The organism is Ruegeria sp. K7 (assembly GCF_056531785.1).
The window spans coordinates 1-24,454 of record NZ_JBQFMJ010000028.1; the positions used below are offsets into that span (position 1 = coordinate 1).

The 24,454-nt window shown below is 58.8% G+C and carries 22 protein-coding genes; 10 read left to right on the forward strand and 12 right to left on the reverse strand.

Features of this window, described 5'->3' with window-relative positions:
- Positions 1-354 precede the first annotated feature (354 nt).
- The gene (katG, locus tag ACR0FE_RS22890) at positions 355-2,556 is read right to left on the reverse strand and encodes a catalase/peroxidase HPI (RefSeq protein WP_480915469.1); all 2,202 of its coding nucleotides are present in this window, start codon (positions 2,554-2,556) and stop codon (positions 355-357) included.
- A gap of 318 nt (positions 2,557-2,874) precedes the next feature.
- Positions 2,875-3,717: an SDR family oxidoreductase gene (locus ACR0FE_RS22895; RefSeq protein WP_170617377.1), complete on the reverse strand. Its 843-nt coding sequence runs from the start codon at positions 3,715-3,717 to the stop codon at positions 2,875-2,877.
- 90 nt (positions 3,718-3,807) lie between these two features.
- Here ACR0FE_RS22895 and ACR0FE_RS22900 point away from each other — a divergent pair, with 90 nt between their 5' ends.
- The gene (locus tag ACR0FE_RS22900) at positions 3,808-4,440 is read left to right on the forward strand and encodes a class I SAM-dependent DNA methyltransferase (RefSeq protein ID WP_480527337.1); all 633 of its coding nucleotides are present in this window, start codon (positions 3,808-3,810) and stop codon (positions 4,438-4,440) included.
- A 13-nt stretch (positions 4,441-4,453) separates the two neighbouring features.
- On the opposite strand, the gene ACR0FE_RS22905 is transcribed toward ACR0FE_RS22900, so the two are convergent.
- Genes ACR0FE_RS22905 through ACR0FE_RS22915 form a run of 3 tightly spaced genes read right to left on the reverse strand, consistent with a single transcriptional unit; the run spans position 4,454 to position 8,422 of the window.
- Complete coding sequence (locus ACR0FE_RS22905; protein WP_170617373.1) at positions 4,454-5,233, reverse strand: carnitinyl-CoA dehydratase; 780 nt, start codon at positions 5,231-5,233, stop codon at positions 4,454-4,456.
- Positions 5,230-7,245, reverse strand: a complete 2,016-nt coding sequence (locus ACR0FE_RS22910) for an acetate--CoA ligase family protein (RefSeq protein WP_480915473.1) — start codon at positions 7,243-7,245, stop codon at positions 5,230-5,232. The genes ACR0FE_RS22905 and ACR0FE_RS22910 overlap by 4 nt, the downstream gene beginning before the upstream one ends.
- A 16-nt stretch (positions 7,246-7,261) precedes the next feature.
- Positions 7,262-8,422, reverse strand: a complete 1,161-nt coding sequence (locus ACR0FE_RS22915) for an acyl-CoA dehydrogenase family protein (RefSeq protein WP_170682600.1) — start codon at positions 8,420-8,422, stop codon at positions 7,262-7,264.
- Positions 8,423-8,499: 77 nt separating this feature from the next.
- Between ACR0FE_RS22915 and ACR0FE_RS22920 the strand changes: the two genes are divergently transcribed.
- Positions 8,500-9,447: a GlxA family transcriptional regulator gene (locus ACR0FE_RS22920; protein WP_170619856.1), complete on the forward strand. Its 948-nt coding sequence runs from the start codon at positions 8,500-8,502 to the stop codon at positions 9,445-9,447.
- 12 nt (positions 9,448-9,459) lie between these two features.
- On the opposite strand, the gene ACR0FE_RS22925 is transcribed toward ACR0FE_RS22920, so the two are convergent.
- Complete coding sequence (locus ACR0FE_RS22925; protein WP_480490884.1) at positions 9,460-10,452, reverse strand: sterol desaturase family protein; 993 nt, start codon at positions 10,450-10,452, stop codon at positions 9,460-9,462.
- 92 nt (positions 10,453-10,544) lie between these two features.
- Entirely contained in the window at positions 10,545-11,300 is a 756-nt protein-coding gene (locus ACR0FE_RS22930; RefSeq protein WP_480490886.1) for a class II aldolase and adducin N-terminal domain-containing protein, read from the reverse strand.
- A gap of 113 nt (positions 11,301-11,413) precedes the next feature.
- On the opposite strand from ACR0FE_RS22930, the gene ACR0FE_RS22935 reads away from it, so the two are divergent.
- On the forward strand, positions 11,414-12,289 hold the full coding sequence (locus ACR0FE_RS22935) for a LysR family transcriptional regulator (protein WP_480915475.1): 876 nt from the start codon (positions 11,414-11,416) through the stop codon (positions 12,287-12,289).
- 88 nt (positions 12,290-12,377) lie between these two features.
- On the opposite strand, the gene ACR0FE_RS22940 is transcribed toward ACR0FE_RS22935, so the two are convergent.
- Positions 12,378-12,812 (reverse strand): VOC family protein, encoded by a 435-nt coding sequence (locus ACR0FE_RS22940; protein ID WP_170808357.1) that lies wholly within the window; start codon positions 12,810-12,812, stop codon positions 12,378-12,380.
- Positions 12,813-12,938: 126 nt separating this feature from the next.
- Here ACR0FE_RS22940 and ade point away from each other — a divergent pair, with 126 nt between their 5' ends.
- From ade to ACR0FE_RS22960, 4 genes are all read left to right on the forward strand, one after another.
- Positions 12,939-14,741, forward strand: a complete 1,803-nt coding sequence (gene ade, locus ACR0FE_RS22945) for an adenine deaminase (protein ID WP_480915478.1) — start codon at positions 12,939-12,941, stop codon at positions 14,739-14,741.
- A complete protein-coding gene (locus ACR0FE_RS22950) occupies positions 14,738-16,201 on the forward strand; it encodes an AMP nucleosidase (protein WP_480915481.1) in 1,464 nt (487 codons plus the stop codon). Before ade ends, ACR0FE_RS22950 begins: the two co-directional genes overlap by 4 nt.
- Positions 16,202-16,331: 130 nt before the next feature.
- Positions 16,332-16,619: an HU family DNA-binding protein gene (locus tag ACR0FE_RS22955; protein WP_117871130.1), complete on the forward strand. Its 288-nt coding sequence runs from the start codon at positions 16,332-16,334 to the stop codon at positions 16,617-16,619.
- 213 nt (positions 16,620-16,832) lie between these two features.
- Entirely contained in the window at positions 16,833-17,312 is a 480-nt protein-coding gene (locus tag ACR0FE_RS22960) for a GNAT family N-acetyltransferase (RefSeq protein ID WP_170682595.1), read from the forward strand.
- 82 nt (positions 17,313-17,394) lie between these two features.
- On the opposite strand, the gene ACR0FE_RS22965 is transcribed toward ACR0FE_RS22960, so the two are convergent.
- Complete coding sequence (locus ACR0FE_RS22965; RefSeq protein ID WP_170682610.1) at positions 17,395-18,591, reverse strand: BCCT family transporter; 1,197 nt, start codon at positions 18,589-18,591, stop codon at positions 17,395-17,397.
- A 190-nt stretch (positions 18,592-18,781) separates the two neighbouring features.
- Between ACR0FE_RS22965 and ACR0FE_RS22970 the strand changes: the two genes are divergently transcribed.
- On the forward strand, positions 18,782-19,669 hold the full coding sequence (locus ACR0FE_RS22970; protein ID WP_480915483.1) for a DMT family transporter: 888 nt from the start codon (positions 18,782-18,784) through the stop codon (positions 19,667-19,669).
- On the opposite strand, the gene ACR0FE_RS22975 is transcribed toward ACR0FE_RS22970, so the two are convergent.
- On the reverse strand, positions 19,645-20,166 hold the full coding sequence (locus tag ACR0FE_RS22975; RefSeq protein WP_480915484.1) for a glutathione peroxidase: 522 nt from the start codon (positions 20,164-20,166) through the stop codon (positions 19,645-19,647). The two genes, ACR0FE_RS22970 and ACR0FE_RS22975, sit on opposite strands and share 25 nt — an antisense overlap.
- A gap of 146 nt (positions 20,167-20,312) precedes the next feature.
- Between ACR0FE_RS22975 and msrB the strand changes: the two genes are divergently transcribed.
- Both msrB and msrA read left to right on the forward strand, forming a co-directional pair.
- The gene (msrB, locus tag ACR0FE_RS22980) at positions 20,313-20,759 is read left to right on the forward strand and encodes a peptide-methionine (R)-S-oxide reductase MsrB (RefSeq protein ID WP_170617350.1); all 447 of its coding nucleotides are present in this window, start codon (positions 20,313-20,315) and stop codon (positions 20,757-20,759) included.
- Entirely contained in the window at positions 20,759-21,271 is a 513-nt protein-coding gene (gene msrA, locus ACR0FE_RS22985; RefSeq protein ID WP_480915485.1) for a peptide-methionine (S)-S-oxide reductase MsrA, read from the forward strand. Before msrB ends, msrA begins: the two co-directional genes overlap by 1 nt.
- Before the next feature lie 40 nt (positions 21,272-21,311).
- Here msrA and ACR0FE_RS22990 read toward each other — a convergent pair whose 3' ends face one another.
- Both ACR0FE_RS22990 and queG read right to left on the reverse strand, forming a co-directional pair.
- The gene (locus tag ACR0FE_RS22990) at positions 21,312-23,315 is read right to left on the reverse strand and encodes a hydantoinase/oxoprolinase family protein (RefSeq protein ID WP_480915486.1); all 2,004 of its coding nucleotides are present in this window, start codon (positions 23,313-23,315) and stop codon (positions 21,312-21,314) included.
- Positions 23,316-23,386: 71 nt separating this feature from the next.
- A complete protein-coding gene (queG, locus tag ACR0FE_RS22995; protein WP_480915487.1) occupies positions 23,387-24,424 on the reverse strand; it encodes a tRNA epoxyqueuosine(34) reductase QueG in 1,038 nt (345 codons plus the stop codon).
- Positions 24,425-24,454: the final 30 nt, after the last annotated feature.

Below are 24,454 nucleotides of genomic sequence, written 5' to 3' on the forward strand. Positions count from 1 at the left end.
CGGTCTCTCCCGAGCGTCTCAACCGTCTTTCCAGTCCGTCAGGCCGTCTCCCCGACCCGTCAGCACCGCCTCAGCAGCGCCGGTGAAGGGGTATTTACGGATTAGGTCTGGGACCTGCAACCCCCATTTTCAAAAAACTTCACATTTCACTGCAGAAACTGACGCGGGTTAATGAAAACAACAGGTTATCTTAATAGTTCGCGCGTTTGAGCGGCTTGTGCGCTGCAGAAACCGGGTAAGAAGTCGACCTTTCGGCGGAATCGTACCCACTGTTTGGTATGCACCTAGGTCCTAACCAAAGAAAACGCCGCCCGAGTCTCCTAGGGCGGCGCAATCACAGTAATGGTCGCTGGTTTAGTGCAGATCGAAACGATCCGCGTTCATCACCTTGTTCCAAGCCGAGACAAAGTCACAGACGAATTTGCCCTCGGCGTCGGCCTGACCATAGACCTCGGCCAGTGCCCGCAGCTGCGAGTTCGAACCAAAGACCAGATCAACTCGGGTGCCGGTCCATTTGACCTCTCCGCTGGACCGGTCGCGCCCTTCGTAGACGCCCTTGCCTGCGGGCTTCCATTCGGTGCTCATGTCCAGAATGTTGGTGAAGAAGTCGTTGGTCAGTGCTCCGACACGATCAGTGAAGACGCCATGCTTGCTGTCGCCGAAGTTGGCGCCCAGAACGCGCAGGCCACCAACAAGTGCTGTCATCTCGGGTGCCGACAGGTTCAACAACTGCGCCCGGTCAACCAGCAACTCCTCGGGTGAGACGGTGTAGTCGGCCTTCTGGTAGTTGCGGAAACCGTCGGCAATGGGTTCCATCACCGAGAAGCTCTCGACATCGGTCTGTTCCTGCGTTGCATCCGCGCGGCCCGGGGTGAAAGGCACTTCGACATCCTGACCACCGGCTTTGGCCGCCTGCTCGATTCCAACCGCACCCGCAAGAACGATCACATCCGCCAGCGATACTTTCTTGCCACCCGACTGTCCGCCATTAAAAGCCTTCTGAACTCCCGACAGGGCATCCAGCGCCTTGGACAGTTTCAAAGGCTCGTTGACGTCCCAGTCTTTCTGCGGCGCAAGCCGGATACGTGCACCATTGGCACCTCCGCGTTTGTCAGATCCGCGGAAGGTCGAAGCAGAGGCCCAGGCGGTCGAAACCAGCTGAGACACCGACAATCCTGCCGCTGCAATCTTGGCCTTAAGGTCTGCCACATCCGCATCATCGACCAGATCGTGATCCACGGCCGGAACGTTGTCCTGCCAGATCAACTCTTCGGTCGGGGCTTCCGGACCAATATAGGCCGAACGCGGACCCATGTCGCGGTGGGTCAGTTTGAACCAGGCCCGTGCGAAGGCATCTGCGAACTCTTCCGGGTTCTCATGGAAACGCTTCGAGATCGGGCCGTAGATCGGGTCCATGCGCATCGCCATGTCGGCGGTTGTCATCATGGTCTTCACCTTCTTGGACGGATCATGCGCCGCCGGGGCCATGTCTTCCTCTTTCACGCCGACCGGCTCCCAGATATACGCGCCCGAGGGGCTTTTGGTCAGGTTCCAGTCATAGCCGAACAGCAGGTCAAAATAGCCGTTGTCCCATTTGATCGGGTTCGCGGTCCATGCGCCTTCGATCCCCGAGGTCGTGGTGTCATCCCCCTTGCCAGAACCAAAATTGTTGATCCAGCCAAAGCCCATTTCCTCGATCGGGGCGGCTTCTGGTTCCGGGCCTACCAGATCGGGGTCGCCCGCACCGTGCGCTTTGCCGAAAGTATGACCACCCGCAACCAGCGCAACGGTTTCCTCGTCGTTCATCGCCATCCGGCCAAAGGTATCGCGAATATCGCGGCCCGAGGCCAGAACGTTGGGTTCACCATCCGGGCCTTCCGGGTTCACGTAGATCAGGCCCATCTGCACGGCGGCCAGCGGGTTTTCCAGATCGCGCTCGCCCGAATAGCGGCTATGCGGGTTGTCTGTCGGAGCCAGCCAGTCCGTCTCGGCGCCCCAATAGATGTCTTCCTCGGGCGCCCATATATCTTCGCGGCCTCCGGCGAAACCAAAGGTCTTGCCGCCCATTGACTCGATGGCGCAGTTACCGGCCAGAATCATCAGATCGGCCCATGAGATCTGGTTGCCGTATTTCTGTTTGATCGGCCACAGAAGACGGCGGGCCTTGTCGAGGTTGCCGTTGTCCGGCCAGCTGTTCAACGGTGCGAACCGCTGGTTTCCCGTCGAGGCCCCGCCGCGTCCATCCGCCGTCCGGTACGTCCCGGCGCTGTGCCAGGCCATCCGGATAAACAGGCCACCGTAGTGGCCATAGTCCGCCGGCCACCAGTCCTGCGAATCCGTCATCAGCGCATAAAGGTCTTCCTTCAGCGCTTTCATGTCCAGCTTCTTGAATTCTTCGGCATAATCAAAATCCGCACCCAGCGGATTTGATGCTGGGGTTTTCTGGTGCAGAATCGACAGGTTCAACTGGTTCGGCCACCAGTCCCGGTTCGACCGGGTACCCGCACCATGCATGACAGGGCATCCGCCTGTTTTGGGGTTATCACTTCCGTCCATATCGATCTCCAATCCTGGCTAAGTCCGGCAGGTTCGCGTGTGCAAATCTCAGATAAGTATAGTGGTTCGAACAGCACTCATCGTGCCGAGTCGTCCACATCACTCACCGGCAGGATTAGCAAATTCAAACCATGCAAAAAAGTTTTGTTTTCCGATCAATTTCATAGCTTTTAGCTATTACTTGGAATTCACCTCAGACAGCGAAACCTGATCGGGCCGGACCAACACCCGACATGCACACCACACTCATCCCCGCAGGTCGCCTGACCCGGGGATTCAACAGTAAAAGATCCAGTCAGAAATGGCGTTTCTTAACCGCTACCGCTTCATCAGGGATTCCAGCCCGACACGATAGTCGGGATAAAGAAGCCGCACGCCCAGCTCTTCCTTGATACGGTCGTTTCTGACGCGCTTGTTCTCATTGTAGAAACTGCGCGCCATCGGAGTCATGTCAGCGTCCTCAAATGCCACGGCTGGCGGCAGCGGAAGCCCCTGAAGCTTTGCCGCGTAACCGATGACGTCCTGAGGCGGAACAGGCTCGTCATCACAAACATTGTACACAGAACCGGGATTGGGCCGTGCCATGGACGCCCGCAGTACCTGCGCAACATCGGCAACGTGAATGCGCGAGAAAACCTGCCCCGGCTTGATGATCCGCCGCAGCCCGCCGCGTTTGAGTTTGGAAAATGGTCCCCGCCCGGGACCATAGATGCCCGCCAGTCGGAAGATATGCGTCGGCAGGCCCGGAATTCCCGCCCATTCCTGTTCCGCGTGCAAGCGCCACTGGCCCCGGTCAGCCGTTGGTGCAGGCGGCGTCGATTCGTCGACCCAGTCGCCCTGATGATCGCCGTAAACCGCGGTTGTCGACAGATATCCCACCCAGGAAAACTGATTGGCCCGCGCCTCGATCTCGGTCCGCAGGGCGGCCAGAACCGGATCGCCTTTTGCCGTCGGCGCGATCGAGATCAGCAAATGCGTCACCCCATCCAGTGAAGGTGCCTGACCCGGCCAGATCAGAGGGTCGGCACCTGAGGCCCGGATTGCATCGGCCCCGTCCGCATCCCGGGTTGTCCCGACAATCTGCCATCCATCATGCATCAGCAGCCGCGACAGTGCCTGCGCCGAATACCCGTGTCCAAACGAAAAAAGAGATCCAGTCATGGCCCCTTAGATGATCCGCTAAAGCGCCAGATGCAAGCACCTGCCCGAGGATACTTGATTCGAATCCCCTGATGCGCCTTTGATTGTGTCATGAGCGACAAGAACCCCGATCTGAAAGCCGCCTATGCGCTGAAAACGCCAGAGGACAACAAACGCCTCTATGCCGAATGGGCCGGAGATTACGACGAAGGCTTTGCGGCCCTCGAAGACTATCAGCTTCATGTTCACACCGCCCGCGCCTTTGTCGGTGCAGGCGGCCAAGGGCCGGTTCTGGATGTGGGTGCCGGCACCGGCCTGTGCGGCGCGGTGCTGGCAGGGCTGGGAGTCGGACCCATAGATGCCACTGACATCAGTAGTGAAATGCTGAGTCAGGCAATGCGAAAGGACATATACCGGGATGCGATCGAGGCCGATCTGAACCACGGAATCCCGGTTCCCCAAGACAGTTATGCCGGCATCGTTTCGTCAGGCACATTCACGCATGGCCATCTGGGGCCGGATGTTCTGCCCGCTTTGTTGCGCATAGCGCGTGCCGGGGCGCAGTTCGCGCTCTCCATCAACGCCAGGCACTTTGAAAAGCTCGGCTTTGCCGAGGCGCTAAGGGAGTTGGAACAGGATCAGATCCGCAATCTGACCCTGACCGAAGTTCGCATCTACGGAGATCTTGCTGCAGGCGACAACAAGGATGACACCGCGTTCATCGCGCTGTTCGAACGCATTTGAATAGCCGCGCCGTTCAGCGCCCTTTCCAGACCGGGTCGCGTTTTTCGGCGAAAGCCCGCGCGCCTTCCAGATTATCATCAGAGCCGTACAAGGTATCGATCGTCGACAATTGGCGCCGCGTGATCCGGTTCATGATGTCCTGAAACTTCGAATCTTCAGCCTCACGCACAACTTCCTTGATTGCCGCATAGACCAGAGGCGGGCCGCTTGCCAGAAGCCGCGCAAGCTCCCATGCGCGGTCCATCAGTTGATCGACGGGAACGATTTCATTGACCAGACCCCAGCGGTGCGCCTCGTCCGCATCAAACCAACGTCCCGTCAGCAACAGTTCCATGGCAACATGATAGGGAATACGTTTGGGCAGTTTGACGCTGGCGGCATCGGCAATCGTGCCCGAACGAATTTCGGGCAGGGCAAAGCTGGCATGATCGGCGGCAATAATGATGTCAGCGCTCAGTGCCAGCTCCAGACCGCCCCCACAGGCGATTCCGTTCACGGCAGCGATCACAGGCTTGTTCATGTCGCGTAGTTCCTGAAGCCCGCCAAAACCACCAACACCATAATCGCCGTCAACCGCGTCGCCGTCGGCCGCGGCTTTCAGATCCCAGCCGGGGCAAAAAAACTTGTCCCCTCCGCCGGTCAGAATGGCCACACGCAGATCGGGGTCATCGCGGAAATCGCGAAATACGTCCCCCATGACGCGGCTTGTCGCCAGATCGATGGCATTGGCCTTGGGTCGGTCCAGTGTAACTTGCAGAATTGCGCCATCGCGTTTGGTTTTGACCGGATTCATGAGCTTGCCTTTCGGATCAGGGCATCCACCGCAACCGCACCTTCCTTGGTGCAGATGAGAGGATTGATTTCAACTTCGCTGACAGTTGCCGCATTGGCAATGACATACGCCTGTACGGCTTCGACCGCGTCCAGAATTGCATCGATATCCGCTGCCGGTTTGCCCCGGTATCCTGCCAGCAACGGTGCACAGGCCAACCGTCCCAGCGCGTTCTGCACGGCCTGCCGGGACGAAGGCACGAGCATTGAGACGGTATCACGCAGAATTTCAGTCAGTACCCCGCCCGCCCCCAAAGTCAGGACAAATCCATGCGCCGGATCACGCGTGACGCCGATCAGCAACTCGGCAACACCGCCATCCGCCATCTCCTCGATCAGTATGTCGTCCGTGCCGATCTTCTCTGCCACGGCGGTCAGAGCATCGGAACTTACACCGAGATGAACCGCACCATGTTCGGACTTGTGTGCCAGGCCAATGCCTTTGACCGCAAAGGGGCCACACAAACCGACTGCGGCCTCGGCCACGCTGCTTTTGCAAGCTACAACACGCCGCGGCACCTTCACGCCGTGACCTGCCAAAGCCTCTTTTGCTTGCGCTTCGGTCAGAACCTGATCCGGGTCAGAGTTTGAGGGCAACAAAACCGGTTCGGCCGGTTCAGGTACGACGCGCGCCGCCGCCTCGATTGCGGCCAGCGCCTCGTGCAGGCCGGCAAAAGGGACAACACCACCGTCGACCAGTTGTCGCGCCACGTCCTGCGGCATCAGTTCGGGCAGGGTCGCTGTTACCGCAAAGGGGCGACCCGTGTGCGCGACGCAGTTCAGCGCCGCCTGCGTGGCGCAGGCCCAGTCGGTCGCATCGGTATGGGGATAGTCGACAATCGACATCGTCAGCGCCTTGTCCGGCCCGGTCAATCCGGTCCAGGCGCGGGTCATCGCGTCGGTGTCGCGCCAGATATAGGTGTGATAGTCCAGCGGGTTTGCCAAAGCCACCATCGGCCCCAACGCGGCGCGCAGATCGGTCTTTTGCCGGTCTGTCAGCGGCGGGAAATGCAGATCGCGCCCCTCGGCCATATCCGCGCCCAGGCTCGCCTCGCCACCAGAGCAGCTGATCATGCCCAGACCGTTGCCATCCAGACGTCCGGTGACATGCAGCAGTTTCAGGCATTCCAGAAAGCTCGGAATGTCACCCAGCCGGGCAATCCCAAGGCGGTCCAGAAAAGCCTGTGCTCCGGCGTCGCCTCCTGCCAGGGACGCGGTATGCGAGATCGTCGCCGCCTGTGCATGCGCGGAACGCCCCATCTTTAGAGCGACGATCGGCACCCCGCGCACGTGCGCCTTGGTGGCCAGCGCCTCCCATTTGCGCAGATCGCCAAAGCCTTCGATATGCACGCCGATGGCGGTGATCCGGTCATCGTCCAAAAGGGCCGACGCGATATCGGCCTGATGCGTCTGAGCCTGATTCCCGCAGGTCAGGATAAAGGCCAACGGCAGGGCACGGCGCTGCATCGTCATGTTGATGGCCATATTCGAGCTTTGCGTCAGGATCGCCACACCACGATCAACAGGCTGCATTCCATGCTGATCCGGCCAGACCGCAGTTCGGTTCAGGCCATTCACAAAGCCATAGCAATTGGGCCCGAGTATCGGCATATCTCCGGCGGCAGAGACCAGTTGCGATTGCAGATCGGCAGCCTGATCGTCTTCGGCCCGCGCTTCGGTGAAGCCCGAGGCGAAGCAGACCGCTCCGCCCGCGCCGCTTGCAGAAAGGGCTGCAACCGCGGATACGGTTGCATGACGGTTGATCCCCACGAAAGCCAGATCGGGGGGGCGGGGCAGATCCTCAATCGACGCATAAGCCTGTAAACCCGCGACTTGCGCAGCCTTGGGATGAACCGGCCAGATTTCTCCCTCAAATCCGAACTTGCGGGCCTGCGAAATCACTTCGGCGCACCACGCACCGCCACCGATGACCGCCAGTGTCGAAGGGTTCAGAACGCGCGCCAAAGCACCCATCACACGAGCTCCGGCGTCATGCGCCCAGCGCCCGCAACAGATCGCGGCTGATGATGTGGCGCTGAATTTCGCTGGTGCCGTCCCAGATGCGTTCAACGCGGGCATCGCGCCAGAACCGTTCAAGCGGGTAGTCGTCCATCAGCCCCATACCACCATGAACCTGAATCGCGGCATCGGTCACCCGCGCCAGCATCTCCGACGCATAAAGCTTGGCCGAGGCGATCTCGCGGTTGCTTGGCAAACCCTGGTCCAGCCGGTCGGCGGCGGCCAGCGTCAACAAATCGGCTGCGTCAATCTCGGTGATCATGTCGGCGATCTGGAACGAAACGCCCTGAAACTTGCCGATCTTCTGCCCGAACTGTTCGCGCGTCGCGGCATAATCCAGCGCATAATCAAAGGCGCGGCGGGCGCGCCCCACGGACATGGCCGCAACGGTGATACGGGTGGCATAGAGCCATGTGTTCATGACCTCGAAACCGCCATCGACCTCACCCAGAACCTGAGCATCGGGCAGTCGACAATCGTCAAAGTCCAGAACCATGTTCTTGTAACCGCGGTGACTGACCGACTTGTAACCGTCCCGAATCGTGAAACCCGGAGTCCCACGATCCACCAAAAACGCCGTAATCCGCTTTTTAGGGCCTTTTGGCGTCTGATCTTCGCCTGTAGCGATGAAGACGATGATAAAGTCGGCATGCTCGGCGCCCGAGATGAAATGCTTGGTCCCGTTGACAACCCAGTCACCGCCGTCACGCACAGCTGCACATTTCATGCCACGCACATCCGAACCCGCGCCGGGTTCGGTCATTGCCAGCGCATCCATCCGCTCACCGCGCACGGCAGGCATAAGGTAGCGTTCGATCTGGTCCCCTTCACAGGCCATAAGAATATTCTGCGGCCGCCCGAAGAAATGGTTCAGCGCCATCGAACCCCGCCCCAGTTCGCGCTCGACCAGGGCAAATTCCAGATGGTTTAGCCCGGCGCAACCGACACTTTCGGGAAAGTTGCAGGCATAAAAGCCCAGTTCCAAAGTCTTGCGTTTGATGTCCTCGGCGATCTCGTGCGGAACTTCACCGGTCCGTTCGACCAGTTCTTCGTGCGGGTAGATCTCGTTCTCGACAAAGCTGCGAACGGTTGAGACGATCATCTCCTGTTCGTCGGACAGGCCATATTGCATCGGTTCACTCCACATTTGGACTTGTCGTTATCCTGACGTGGCTTGAAATCACGATCATACAGAATTAGACGATTATCATGCCGAAATGGAAAAAATCTCCTCCTGCAACGCAGCGACTGGGCGTTCTACTGTTCGACGGGTTTTCGAACCATTGCCTTGCCAATTCGGTCGAACCGCTGCGCGCGGCGAACACCCTGTCGGGGCGAACCCTTTATGACTGGACATTCCTGTCGCTGGATCCTGGGCCCGTTACATCCTCATCCGGCCTGCAGGTCGCACCGCATGAAACGCTGCAAAAATCTCATGGCGACATGTTGTGGGTTATGCCGTCATACGGATTTCAGGCCCATGGCGGCTGGCGTACGCTGGCCGGACTAAGATCGGCTGCAGAAAGGTTCCAAACACTGGCAGGCCTGGACACCGGTAGCTGGCTGCTGGCGCGGGCCGGCTTGCTGGACGGGCATCGCGCTACCATCCACTGGGAGGAACTGACAGGTTTTACCGAACGCTTCCCCGAAGTCACGGCCCTGCGTGAGCGATATGTCATCGACCGCAACCGCATTACCTGTTCAGGCGCCATGGCAGCTTTCGATTTGGTCCTGTTTCTGATCGGGCGGGATCACGGGCAGGCCCTGGCCCTGGAAGTGTCCCAATTGTTCATGACCCGCGACTCCGCACGCTCTCATACCGGCGGGGCCGGTGCAACCAGCGGCTATGTGAACAAGGCTTTGGGCCTGATGCAGGAAAACCTGGAATCACCTTTGTTAGTGTCTGATATAGCCCGGCGCGTGGGGCGTTCCCAAAAGGCGCTTTCAATCCGAATGAACTCTGAACTCGGCGCGGGGCCGGCACAGGTTTATCGGCGGCTGCGACTTAATCTGGCGCGCAAACTGGTTTCCGAAACCGATCTGAGCATCGCCGAGATCGCCTTGCGCACGGGCTACGATGATCCCAGCGCCCTGACGCGCGCGTTCAGGGCCGAGTTCGGTGAGACACCGCGCGCCCTGCGGACGCGCGGAACCTGAAACCGCCGCCAGTCAGCCGAACATCTTTTTCTTGCGCGCCCGGGTAACTTCGGTCGCCTCGGGCGAGCCGTCATGGAAAGTTCCGAACCAGCGGTCCCAAGGCATTTCCTGATTGCCGTAGTTGCATTCGTAATACCGATGGTGGAGCTGGTGGTAGAACGTGCCCAGAGCCAGCCGTTTTCTATCCTTCACCAGCAATTCCTCGTACCCGGTATGGGTCATCGCAGCGCCCGGGCCCTGAAACACGATGTGGAAATACAGGTGGATCGGATGGGACGGAACAATCCAGTGAATGCACAGGGTCGAGAGATAAAAGAAATGCTCGACCGGATGCATCGAGAAACCTGACCAAGGGCCGATATTGACGTTTCGGTGATGCAGGCTGTGGACCTTTTTATAGAGGAACGGCTGATGCAGCAGACGGTGCACCCAGTAAAAATGAAAGGCCGACCACATTGGCAGCAGGATCAGCCAAAGGATGAACCAGACCGGATTTTCAGCAAAGGTGATGGTTGGCGTATATCCGTTGGCCATCAACCACATGGTCACGGCCTGAAACCCGGTCAGCTGCAGAACGCCCGACCCCAGAGACCAGAACATGTTGTCCAGCACCTGATCGCTGAAATTCCACAGCTTGTTGTTCTTGCCCTGCTCGCGCCGTTCGAACTTCAGCTTTTTACCCTGCGCCTTGCGCGTATAGAAGTACCAGTGCAACCCTCCGGCGACGATGAAGATCATGGCAAAATTCACCAGCCAGATCTGAAAAATCCAGCCAAACGCAAAAGTCCTGACGGTTTCGAGCGATGGGTAGAAAAACGCCCACAGCGCAACGGCCAATCCCAGCATCAGAACCCGTTCGCTAAGGGTCAGCCAGTTCCGGGCGAGCCAGCCCGCCAAATACGCCGGATCAGGTGGCCAGCGAAACACCGAAGGATTCTGCAAGGGCAGATCAGGGTGGTAATTCCACTCGCGGCTCATGTCCTGCATCTGAGAATTGTCTGTCACGTCGAAGTATCCTGTGGTTGGGATCGGCAATATTCAGGGCTCCGGCGCCGTGCAGACACGTCCGGTTGCTCTGCCCGTCAGGAGGGTCTGGTTCAGGTGGCGTAGTCCGAGCCTTCGGCGTCCAGCACGGCCTTGATTTCGCGCATATGCGCTTCGGCCTGCCCGGGATAGTCATCAAGCTCTTGCGCCGTTTTCTCGGCGATCTCGTCCGGAAGAACCCGCAACTTCTGTCCCGTTTGCAGCGCGCGTATGTAGGTTTCCGCAGCTCTTTCGAAGTAATAGAGCCTGTTGAACGCGTCCGCAGGATCGCTGCCGATCACCAGAACACCATGATTGCCCATGATCATGACTTTCTTTTTCGGGTCCGCCAGCATCGAGGCACAGCGTTCGCCTTCACTCTCAAAGGCCAGACCGCCAAATTCCTCGTCAACAACGTAACGGTTGTAAAACGTGGCGGTGTTCTGGTCGATCGCAGGCATCGTACTGTCCGCCAGCGAGGCCAGTACGGTGGCGAAGATCGAATGCACATGCATCACGCAACGCGCATGTGGGCAATGTCGATGAATCGATCCGTGCAGGCCCCACGCGGTCGGGTCCGGTGCACCGGGCTGGTCCATCACGTTCGGGTCATTTGCGTCCAGAAACAACAGATCCGAGGCCCGTATACGGGAAAAGTGCATCTGATTGGGATTCATCAGAAACTGCGTGCCGTCTTCGTTCACCGCCAGGCTGAAGTGGTTCGCGACCGCTTCGTGCATCTTCAGCCGTTCGGTCCAGCGGAATGCGGCGGCCATGTCCACACGTTCGGGCCAGTGGTCAATATTGGGGCGCAGGCTGGTAACGGTCATGTCAGAAACTCCTGTATTTCGGGTCTGCGTGGAACCGTGCCTTTTGCAAACGGGTTTGACCAACGAAAAATTCGCGGTTAATCCATTAGCTCAGCTAATGCCAGAGTTATGCAATGCAAAAACTGCTTCCACCTTTGGGCTGGCTGCGCACTTTTGAAGCGGCGGCCCGCCATCTTTCCTTTACCGGGGCCGCACGCGACCTGAACATGACGCAAAGTGCTGTCAGTCAACAAATCAAGGCGCTGGAAGGTCACCTGGGGCAGCCCCTGTTTCTGCGTCGTCACCGAGCGCTGGAGCTGACCGAGGCCGGAATAACCTATTTGCCTGTTGTTCGTGACGCTTTTCGCACCCTTGTCCGGGGCACCCAAGCCGTTACCGGAGCGCAGCAGAACGCGGTGCAGGTGCAATGCAATATCACCTTTGCGGTAAACTGGCTGGCCCCCCGTCTGCCCCGGTTTCGCGCTGTGCACCCTGATGTCCAACTGAATATCTTCACCGAACTTTGGGAACCCCGGGAAATGGCCGAGGGCGCGGCGGTCGAGATCCGTTATTCGCTGCGTCCGGCAGATACCGTGAGGACCGAGTTTCTATGTTCCGACGCCTATTATCCGGTATGTGCTCCGAATTATCCGGTCACTTTGGCGACCCTGCAACAGCAGCCCCTGTTCGACTGTTCGAACCTCATGTCAAACTGGGCAAGCTGGGCTGAAGATCAGAGCCTGAATTGGGAAAATCCGCCCATAACTTATGCCACGACCTATTTGTTTGGCCTGTCCGTCGCGATGGCAGGCGGCGGGTTGTGCCTGGCCCATGACGCCATTGCCAAACATCTGATTGAGAAAGGAAGCCTGATCGCCCCCTTCGCACATCGTGCCGCGATGCCCGAGGCGTACTACCTGTTGCTTTCACCTCAGGCCGAAGAGAATTCAGGGGCAGTTGCGTTTGCTGAATGGCTGCGAAAGGAAATTGCCGAACCCGTTCCGAGCTGATCCCGGCGAGTAGATCTCCCGCCCATCGTCTATGCCCGTTGGACATCTCCTTTGGTTGGGCCAGGCAGCGCTGCGCACTGCTGGCAGCTCAGTCCTGATTTACGTCTTTCGGGCGGCTGGGAACCCAGGCATATCCGTTTTCACAGAGGATATAGGCCTCGCGCAATCCATGCGGTTTATCCGTTGGGGCCTGCAGAACGGTGCCCCCGGCCCCTTCTGCACGGGCGGATGCATCGTCCGGGTCTGTTTCGTACAAGCGAATTTCAACACCGGCCCCGCGCGGGGGATTCTCGGGCAGCAATCCAAGCAGGGGATTTGAGTGGTATGTCCCGTCAGAGTGCAACTGAAAGACGTGCGTTCCGTAGGTGACGATCGCAAAATCTGCGGTCACTTGGTGGCTGGTCATGTTAAAAACAGCCTCTAAGAAAGCGCATTCCGCCGGTACATCGCGAACCAGCAAGTTCAGACCGATCCCACTGAGGCTGCGTCCAAAACTGTCTGCATCTATTGCGTCATAATCCATGGCACCATGCAAAACCCGAACCGCGGCGCATTGCAAGTGCTCAGCCCCATCCGGCAAATTGTGATGGTTTCATGATACCCGACCGCCGGGGGTTGCACCTGACCGCGCATTCGGGAAAGTTGAGCCATGGAATACACACCTTTCCCAAGCTGGCCCGATGTCGCCCCCCGTTTGATCTCAGTTGCCGCCGGGCGCGAAGCTGCGGACATGGTCATCCGCGATGGTATCTGGGTGAACGTACACAGCCGCGAACTGCTCCCCAATCATTCCGTCGCCGTAGCCGACGGGCGCGTGGCTTATGTCGGGACAGACGCGTCACACTGCATCGGCCCCAAGACGCGAATCATCGAAGCAAACGGGCGATATATCGTTCCGGGCCTGTGCGACGCGCATATGCATATCGAATCGGGGATGCTGACCCCGGCCGAATTTGCCCGGGCCGTGATTCCGCACGGCACCACCTCGATGTTCACCGACCCGCATGAGATTGCCAATGTTCTGGGTCTGGACGGCGTGCGTATGATGCATGACGAGGCGATGATGCAGCCGGTGAACATCTTTACGCAGATGCCGTCCTGCGCACCGTCCGCACCAGGGCTGGAGACCACCGGCTATGAAATCACCCCCGATGATGTAGCCGAGGCGATGTCCTGGCCAGGCATTATCGGGTTGGGTGAAATGATGAACTTTCCGGGCGTGATCCATGGCGACCCCAAGATGCTGGCTGAAATCGCCGCCACGCAGCGGGCGGGCAAAACCGTCGGCGGGCACTACGCTTCGCCCGATTTAGGGTCTGATTTTGCGGCCTATGTCGCAGGCGGCCCGGCAGATGATCATGAGGGCACATGCGAAGCGGATGCCATTGCCCGCGTGCGCCAGGGGATGCGATCCATGATGCGGCTGGGTTCAGCCTGGTATGATGTCGAAAGTCAGATCACTGCCCTGACGCAGAAAGGTCTGGACCCCCGCAATTTCATTCTGTGCACGGATGATTGCCATTCGGGCACGCTGGTCAACGACGGGCATATGAACCGCGTTGTCCGTCACGCCATTGCCTGCGGATGCGATCCGCTGATCGCGCTGCAAATGGCAACAATCAACACCGCAACCCATTTCGGGCTTGAGCGGGAAATAGGGTCCGTAACCCCCGGACGGCGGGCCGACATTATTCTGAGTTCGGATCTGACCGAATTGCCTGTCGAGATGGTCATCGCGCGCGGGCAAGTCGTGGCCGAAGCCGGTAAAGCCACAGTGGAATGCCCGCACCTTAACTGGCCGGACAAGGCCCGTAACACCGTTCACCTGGGACACACTCTGACGGATGCCGATTTTGAGATCGCAGCCCCGGCAGGCGCAAACAGGATACGTGCCAATGTGATCGGAGTGGTCGAAAACCAGGCTCCGACCAAAGCGCTGAAGGCCGAGTTGCCAATCATCGGCGGGCTGGTCGAAGGCGAAGATGATGTCTGTCAGATCGCGCTGGTTGAAAGGCACAAGGCCACTGGCGGGGTAACTAATGCCTTTGTGTCCGGGTTTGGATACCAGGGCAACATGGCAATGGCGTCGACCGTGGCCCATGACAGCCACCACATGATCGTCGTCGGCACCAGCCGCGAGCAGATGGCGCTGGCCGCCAACCGCCTGGCCGAGGTGGGCGGTGGTATCACCATTTTCCGCGAGGGCGAGGAGCTGGCACTGGTTGAGTTGCCCATCGCCGGCCTGATGTCGGACCGGCCGGCCTCGGAAGTGGCCGACAAGGCGCAAAAAATGGTCGCGGCGATGGAAGCCTGCGGCTGTAAGCTGAACAACGCGTACATGCAGCATTCACTGTTGGCCCTGGTGGTGATCCCGGAACTGCGGATTTCCGACCTTGGGCTGGTGGATGTGCGGACGTTTGAGAAAATCGACCTTTTGGAACCACTTGCATGACAATCATAAAAACACCGGATGCACCTGATCCGCAAAGCTTCACCGACCCCGAGGCCGCAGTTGCGCGGCTGGAGGAGTTGTACAATCAGGCTACAAGGTTTCTGTGCGACAGCTTTGCCAAAACCATGGGACACGGCGCTCCGGCTGAGCGATTCAGAGCCTATTACCCGGAAATTCGCATCAAAACCTCCTCCTATGCACATGTCGACAGTCGCCTGAGTTTTGGTCATGTTTCGGAACCGGGTGTTCACGCCACCACGGTGACCCGTCCCGATCTGTTCCGGTCTTACCTGACACAACAGATCGCGCTGCTGATCCGAAACCATGACCAGCCTGTGACTATCGGGCCTTCGGACACGCCGATCCCGGTACACTTCGCCGTGGCCAACAACCCGGAACTGGTGGTGCCGCAGCAGGGTGCTGCCGGATTCACGCTCAGGGATGTGTTTGACGTTCCCGATCTGACCACCACCAACGACGATATCGTCAACGGGGTGCATGATCACGAAGATCTGGCAGGACCGTTGTCGCTTTTCACCGCGCAACGTGTGGACTACTCGCTGGCGCGGCTGTCCCATTATACAGCGACCGACCCCAGCCACTTTCAGAACCACGTCCTGTTTACCAACTACCAGTTCTACGTGTCCGAGTTCGAGAACTACGCGCGCGAACAGCTGGCCGATCCGGACAGCGGTTACACAAGCTTTGTCTCGACCGGCAATGTCGAGATCACCACACCGGATGCCGCCCTCGAGCAACCGCTGAAGCTGCCCCAGATGCCGACCTACCACCTGAAGCGCGCAGACGGTTCCGGCATCACTCTGGTCAATATCGGTGTCGGCCCTTCCAACGCCAAGACCGCCACAGACCACATCGCGGTTCTGCGGCCCCATGCATGGCTTATGGTTGGTCACTGCGCCGGATTGCGGAATACGCAGGCGTTGGGGGATTTCGTGCTGGCACATGCCTACCTGCGTGAGGACAAGGTGCTGGATGACGACCTCCCGGTCTGGGTGCCGATCCCGCCGCTGGCGGAAGTGCAGGTCGCGCTGGAGCGGGCTGTCGCCGAGGTCACCGAACTGGAAGGGTACGAGCTAAAGCGCATCATGCGCACCGGCACCGTTGCATCTGTCGACAACCGAAACTGGGAACTGCGCGACCAGTCCGGACCGGTTCAGCGGCTCAGCCAGTCTCGGGCCATCGCGCTGGATATGGAAAGCGCCACCATTGCCGCCAATGGCTATAGGTTCCGGGTTCCCTACGGCACTTTGCTGTGCGTGTCAGACAAACCCCTGCACGGAGAATTAAAGCTTCCCGGCATGGCTTCGGACTTCTATACAACGCAGGTAAGCCGCCATCTGGCCATTGGCATTCGTGCGATGGAGCACCTGCGCGGCATGCCGTTGGAGCGTCTGCACAGCCGGAAATTGCGTTCTTTTGACGAAACGGCCTTCCTCTGACGCAAAAAAGCAACGTTTTCCCCATATTTTTAGGGTTTTCCGCGCTACTATTCGTTGTGTTCCAACACAATATCCCGTTACAGTTACGCGGTGAGGCCCAAGAGATCGGGCACGTTAAGGAGACCAAGAAATGGCAAAGCCTATGACAAAGACTCAGCTGGTTGCTGCTCTCGCTGAGGAAATGGGGACCGATAAGAAATCCGCGAACTCCGCGCTGGAGGCCATCACAGGCCTGATTACCCGCGAAGTTTCGGCCGGTGGCGCAGTAACCCTGCCCGGCGTCGGCAAAATCTACTGCCGTGAGCGCCCCGAGCGTCAGGTCCGCAACCCGGCCACTGGTGAGACATTCACCAAAGAGGCCGACAAGGTTGTGAAAATGACCATTGCGAAGGCGCTGAAGGACAGCGTGAACGGCTGATCGGATCACCGATGAAGATTCAAAGGGGTCGCGTTTTCGCGGCCCTTTTTTTGTGCTGGCACCTGTAAGCTCCCACCGGGTTCAAGACCTGTCCTGGTCTCACATGCTCACCACCAAGCAGTCATCGGATTGGAACCGGCGCGGTATCATCGCGACCGGTGTTTTTGGCGTGGACCTCTTTGTGTGCGCAAGACCCTCCCTATATCCCGTTTTATGAAACAAGAAATTTCTTTCACCCGGCTTACCCAGATCTCGACCCCAGAAATCCTGGCTCATATGAAGAACCCGCGACTTGCGGAACACATGCCCCTGCTGACGCAGGACTGGGATGAAGAGACTGTCAATGAGTTCGTGAAGGCGAAAGAGGCCTATTGGACCCGTGATGGACTTGGCCATTGGGCCTTTCTGCACGGTGGCGACTATGTGGGATGGGGCGGCTTTCAAAAAGAGGGCGAAGAGTGGGATTTCGGCCTGGTCCTCATGCCCGGAGCATTTGGATTGGGGGCCAGAATAACAAGGCGAGCCATGGAGTTTGCAAAATCCGACGAACGGATAACGTCGGTGACATTCTTGCTGCCGCCCTCACGCAAGAAACTTGGCGCACTTAGAAAACTGGGCGCGTGTCCCGTAGGCGAAGTTGATTACGGTGGCGAGAAGTTCCTCAAATACCGTCTCAATATCGACGCAAGCTAGCGCTCGAAGGCGGAAAGACTTTGCCTTTGCAAAAAAGGGCCCCGAAATCGGGGCCCTTTTCCTGTTTGTTGTTGAAAACCAATCAGTGAACTGTCTCAACTTTGTGGAAGTCCAGATCACGATCTTCGGGCATGGAATCAATGCTCAGCACCTCATTGCGCTTGGCGAGCAGGATATAGACCACACAGGCCAGATAGAGACCCACCACGACCGCGCCGATCCACTGGATCTGCAGCCACTGGCTCTGGAACAACAGGGTCAGGACGAACAGCAACGCCACGTTGCCCGCCACATAAGCCGCCTTGCCGAACCTTTCGACCGTCATGTTCAGATTGTCGGTATAGAGTCTAATCAACGAGTCCAGCGAGTTGATGACGAAGGTCACGCCCACGATCACCATCGCGATGTTGGTGATGCCTGCGGTGCTGATGCCGTTCAGGTGGTAGTAGTAGAGAACGGTGAACCAGATCGCCAACGGGATCGACGGAAAGATCAGCAGCGCGGCCAACAGTTGCCACGTGGTCAGACCGCCCACAAAGCGCGAGGTGAACTGGCCAATCATGATCGACCATGCGAACCACCAGAACAGGTAGAAGGCGTGATAGTCGGTCAGCGGCAGGACGAACTTGTGCAGGTTAGCGAAATACGCACTGATGTTGCTGCCAGTATCAACGAACCCGGTCATACCCATACCGGCCGCCGCCCACATCCCCAGGATCAGAGCCAGGAACAGGAAGGTCGATCCCACCGACAGGATACGCACGTATTTCAGATCGGTCGACGAATAGGCCGCCGCCAGAATCACCACGAACACGATGATGTAGAAGGTGGTGACCACGGATTCGCCATCTCCGACCTCGGGCAGGTAGCCGGGCAGGTAGATCAGGAACAGGCTGGCGGTGAAAGCACAGGTGCCGATGATGACCACGTTGTTGATCAGCTTGACCAGCGGGATCTCAAAGAACTTCACACGCGGTTCGATGACGCAGAAATAGAACGCGGTCAGGAAGTAGAAGGCCCAGATCAGAAAGCCCCAGAACCCGAATTCGATCGCCAGCGGGTTGGCGAATGCATAGGCCGGGTCTTCGGCATAGCCCCCGAACTCGGTCAGAGGGAACATGATCAGGCCGACATCCAGCCCGGATGTGAACAGGATCGCGATAAACGTGAACAGGTGGACTGGCGTCACCCCGACGCAGCGCAGGTTCCACCATTTCACGACGAAGAAAGCGACCAGGCCCAGGGCCAGCAGGACGCCAAAAGACAAGATGTATTCCAGGAACACCGACAAACCTCCCTTGATTGGTCAGATTTGGCGCGAATATCCTTAATTGGCTGGTCAATCAATAAAAACGAAAACCCAAGAATTCTTGCACGGCACATGTGGCTTTTTTGACGCTGAACCCCTGCGGCGCTTGCGGCCTGATCGGAATTCGGCAACAGTCCCGGCGTTCCGGGATGGAGGTTTCATGGATCTGCGCGCCATAGCCATGGGGCTGACATTTGCCCTGATCTGGTCGTCGGCCTTTTCCTCGGCGCGGATCATTGTTGCCGATGCTTCACCGCTGTTTTCACTGGCCCTGAGGTTCCTGTTATCTGGCATCATCGGAGTGGCGATTGCGCGAGCCATGGGACAAAGCTGGCATCTGACAAGGGTCCAATGGCGGGCGACCATCCTGTTCGGAGTTTGCCAAAATGCCCTTTATTTGGGTCTGAATTTCTATGCCATGCAAACGGTCGAAGCCTCGGTTGCCGCGATCATCGCCTCGACAATGCCGTTGCTGGTTGCCGTCGCGGGTTGGTTGTTCTTCCGGGAAAAACTGCGACCCATGGGAATTGTCGGGCTGCTGGCTGGCTTCTTCGGCGTCGCCTTGATCATGAGTAGCAGGATCAACGCAGGGGTCGATATGTTTGGCGTGATGCTGTGCGGGATCGGCGCCCTGGCCCTGACCTTCGCGACACTGGCGGTCCGCGGTGCGACATCGGGCGGGAACTTCATGATGGTCGTCGGGTTGCAGATGTTTGTCGGCTCAGCCGTACTGTTTGTGGCTGCGCCATTCTTTGAGACGATCTATGTCCATCCAACGCTGCCCCTGCTTCTTGCGTTCACCTACACCACCCTTGCCCCCGGGCTGCTGGCGACTTTGATCTGGTTCATGTTGCTGAACAGAATCGGTGCTGTCCGGGCCGCAACCTTTCACTTCCTGAACCCGGTGTTCGGTGTCGCAATTGCTGCACTGTTGCTTGGTGAAAAGCTCGGGCCCATGGATGCGGTCGGAGTAGGCATTACCACGCTGGGGATTTTAGCTGTTCAGCTATCCAGACAACCGGTTCAGCGCAGCAAAGCCTCGACCTGACTCAATAGTTTCCGCGAGTCAGGCCGCACATTAGACCCAAACGTGGCGACGACCTCGCCTGACGGATCGATAAGGATCTTGTTGAAGTTCCAGCTGGGGACAAAGCCCGTCTGCTCGGCGACAGCCTTGTAGAATGGGTGCGCATCCACCCCTTTGACTGGCGTTATATCGGTCATGGGCAGGGTCAGGTCATAGTTCAACTCGCAGAACCGCTTTACCTCTGCCGCGGAGCCCAGTTCCTGTTTGAACGAATCCGACGGGACGGCCAGAACCACCAGCCCCCGGTCCGCGTAAGTGTCATGAACCTTTTGCAGGCCCGCATACTGCCCTGTGAACCCGCATCGGGACGCGGTATTCACGATCAGAACCGGCTGGCCTCGCCAGTCTTCGATAGACAACGTGCCGCCGTCGATCGAATCAAATTCGCCAGTCAAAGGCGCAGCTTGCACCGCGCGGGCGATCAACAGCAAGGCGAATAGCAGAAGCAGTCTGAACATGGCGGCACCTCCTTTACTGAGAACTACGTGCCCGCCTGGCAACCGGATCACATGCACGAGCGCGCGAGATGGCTGAAATATGATTTTGCTTTTTGCCTCGTTATGCCCAAATAGGAGGCCAAGTCGCGTCAAAAACCGGAGGAGCCATGACCCGCTATACCAAAGACCCCGAGGCCATCGCCGCTCTGTCACCCGAAGAATACCACGTCACGCAGCGCAGCGGTACCGAACGCCCCGGCACCGGCAAGTATCTGGGCAACAAGGAGCCCGGGATTTACGTTGATATCGTCTCGGGAGAGCCATTGTTCGCTTCGACCCACAAATACGAATCCGGCTGCGGCTGGCCCAGTTTCACGAAGCCCATCATCCACGAACACGTGGAAGAGTTTCGGGACGCCACCCTCGGCATGATCCGTACCGAGGTGCGCTCGAAACACGGTGATAGCCATCTGGGGCATGTATTTCCTGACGGTCCGCGCGAACATGGCGGGCTGCGCTACTGCATAAACTCAGCCGCGCTGCGGTTCATTCATCGTGACGAGATGGAGACCGAAGGCTATGGCGAATATTTGATCCATGTGGAGGACATCTGATGACTGAAGAACGCGCCGTACTTGCCGGGGGATGTTTCTGGGGCATGCAGGATCTGATCCGCAAACTTCCCGGCGTTTCCCGCACCCGTGTCGGATATACGGGCGGTGACGTGCCCAACGCCACCTACCGCAATCATGGCACCCATGCCGAAGGGATCGAAATCTGGTTCGATCCTGCACAAACATCTTACCGCACTTTGCTGGAGTTCTTTTTCCAGATTCACGATCCCACGACGGTGAACCGTCAGGGCAACGACCTCGGGCTGAGCTATCGTTCGGCTATCTACTATGCCGACGACAATCAGAAGCAGGTCGCGCTGGACACGATTGCCGATGTGAATGCCAGTGGCCTATGGCCCGGCAAAGTCGTGACCGAGGTTGCGTCCGTCGGAGATTTCTGGGAAGCGGAGCCAGAGCATCAGGACTATCTGGTCCGCATCCCGAACGGGTATACCTGCCACTTTCCGCGCCAGGAGTGGGTTCTGCCCAAACGCGCGGATGCGGCCGAGTAAACGACGACCTGCCCCGACCCTCTATGAATTCGAAGGGGGGCTAGCCAGTGGCCACTCGTGGGCGGCCACTTGCCTCGACCGTCACAAGGGCTTCGACAAACACATCCTGCGCCTCGATGCGCGCGGTCTTGATGTCCCTGTCGACAATGACCCGGATATCTTCAGCCCCGGCTTCGCGGACTGCGGATTCGGCTTCTTCCTTCAAAACAGCTTCCAACAGCGCCAATGCCTGATCTGACGCCGCAAAATCCTGTGGCCCACTGTCCAGATGCACGCGATATCGCCCCTCGGCAGGCGAGGTTACGGTGCCCGAGCGCCGCAAAGTCAGCCGCCCGACAACCGCACCGATGGCATTTGCGACGCCGGTATGCTCGGGCAGGATCATACGGCATCGCAACCGCTCCCCGACGGCCGGATAGTAGCTGGGCGCCGAAGCGCCAAGGCCCACGACATCCACATTCAAAGCCGTATCCAGAGACAACAGGCCACGATGCCCTGCCAGGCCGCGCCGGGTCAGTACATGACGGGCCAGATCCTGAGGATGAACCCCAAAATCATGCCCTTCTTCGGCAAAAGCTGTCTCTAACAAGGTCAAACTGGTCTGTTCGGTCAGTTGATCCACGATCATGCCAGCCAGCTGTTCCGGAGACTTCGCCAGAACATCACCCGACCCCACCCTCTTGCGAGACACAAGTTCCAGCGCCTTGCGGGCAGCGCTTGAATCCCAGGCATCGACCCGGCCCAGAACATGGCTGGCATCCGAAGGCGTGACGCCCGAGACCTGAACAAGCCCGCGGTCCACCAGCCGCGTCAGCGCGCCGTTGTCCATTCTGGTCCGCAACAGGCTGCTCAGCGGCAAAACCTGGTCACCGAGCCGCTCCAGCAAGGTATTCTCGCGCGGCCCGACCTCATCAGCGCGCATCCCTGAAACCCTTCGGGCGAACCGTGTATCAAACTCACCCACCGTTGTTGCCCGCAGTTGCTTGTCCAGCGCGGCATGCACGACTTCGGGCGCTTCCGACGCGATCAGAGAAACCGGCAGCACCCGCCGCGGCCCCAGGAATACGCCGCCGCCCAAGCCTTCAGTAACCACGTGAACCTGGCTGTCACCGCCCAATCCATGGGTCCGCATCGCCACTGCCTCGACCATGGTGCGGAAACCGCCCACCTGCGCCCCGGCCGGATCAATCGCAGGCTTGCCGTCCCGGATCAAAGCCACATCCGTCGTGGTCCCGCCAATATCAGAGACAAGCGCATTCTCGACTCCGGTCAGCCAGCGTGCCCCCACAATCGAAGCCGCCGGGCCGCTGAGGATCGTCTCGATCGGGCGTTCACGCGCCTGCTCGGCACTCATCAGCGCACCATCACCGCGCACCACCATCATCGGGGCCGTGATGCCCAGCTCGTGCAACCTGTCCTGTGCCCGGCCGATCAGGCGGTCGATCATACCAATCAATCGCGCGTTCAGAACGGCGGTCACCGCCCGTTTCGGGCCGTTCAGCCTGGCCGACAGGTGATGGGAACACGTGACCGGTGCCCCTGTCTTCTCCGAAATAATCCGCGCTGCTTCCAGCTCATGCGCCGGGTTGCGTGTGGCGAATTGCGAAGCAACGGCAAAGCCGGATATCCCTTTATGAGAGTCTAAAAATGCCTCAAGCGCCGCAATATCCAGCGGCGCAGCTTCGCCACCGGCATGGCTGTGGCCACCGGAAATCACAAGCGCCGGGTCGCCTTTAAGCGCATCCTTTAGCCCGTGCTTTTCCAGATCACTGTCCTTGAAGCCGATATACACAAGCGCAACACGCCCGCCCTGCCCTTCGACCAAGGCGTTCGTGGCCAGGGTGGTCGACAGCGACGCCATCGATATCTTGTCGGGTGAAACCCGCGCCTCGTCCAACACGGACGAAATCGCCCTGCCCACACCAATCGCCAGATCCGCCCGTGTTGTCAGGGACTTGGCCGAGGCAATCACCTCTTTCTCATCCCGGATCAGCACCGCATCCGTGTAGGTTCCGCCTGTATCCACCCCCAAAGCCAGCGCCATCGGGTCCTCCATCTGTTCGCTGACAAAGGGTCTAGCGGTTTGCGCCGTCACGTCCAGCCTGTTTGCGGCATTTACGACAGCCGTTTTACCGCCCAGCGCGCCGCGTCGGCCACTGCCGGATCAGGGTCGTCCGTTAGCGCCTGCGCGGCACTACACAGTTCTGCATTGCCCGAATTGCCGATGGCATACAGCACATTGCGCACAAACCGGTCGCGACCAATCCGCTTGATGGGCGAGCCGGAAAACTTCTCCCGAAACGCGGCATCATCCAGTGCCACAAGATCAGTTAACGCAGGCGCCTTAAGGTCATCCCGGGCCGCATACCGAATGTCACTGGCCGCCACCGCGAATTTGTTCCACGGACACGCCGCAAGACAATCATCGCATCCATAGATCCTGTTGCCCAATTTGCCGCGCAACTCTTCCTCGACCGGACCTTTGTGCTCGATTGTCAGATACGAGATACAGCGCCGCGAATCCAAAAGGTACGGGACAGGAAACGCGTCGGTCGGGCAACTATCCAGGCAGGCCCGGCACGACCCGCAGCGGTCAATCTCCGCTGGATCGGCCGGCAAGTCCAAAGTCGTGAAAACAGACCCTATGAAAGCCCAATTGCCCCAATCCCGACTAACCAGATTGGTGTGTTTTCCCTGCCAACCCAATCCCGCAGCCTGACCAAGTGCCTTTTCCGGCACAGGTGCTGTATCGACAAACACTTTCACTTCGCCACCGGCCTCGGCAATCAACCAGCGCGCCAGTCGTTTCAGACGCTTCTTGACCAGATCATGATAGTCCTTGTTCTGAGCATAGACCGAAATCGCCGCTTTTTCGGGATAGTTCAGAATTTCGGTCGGATCATGCTCGGGCGCGTAGCTTTCGGCCAGCATTATCACCGACCGGGCCTCGGGCCACAAAATCGCCGGATCACCACGCCAATGGGTGCGCTCTGCCATCCATCCCATCTGCCCATGATATCCGGCCTGCAGAAACGCTTCCAACCGGCCCAGAACCTGCGGCACATCCCAGGGCCTGCAAATCCGACAGGACACAAAACCCTCGCTCAATGCCTGGGCGACCAGCTTTTCTTTCAAACCCGATCCGTTCTTCATCTGGCCAAAAATATCCTCGGGGGTGCATTG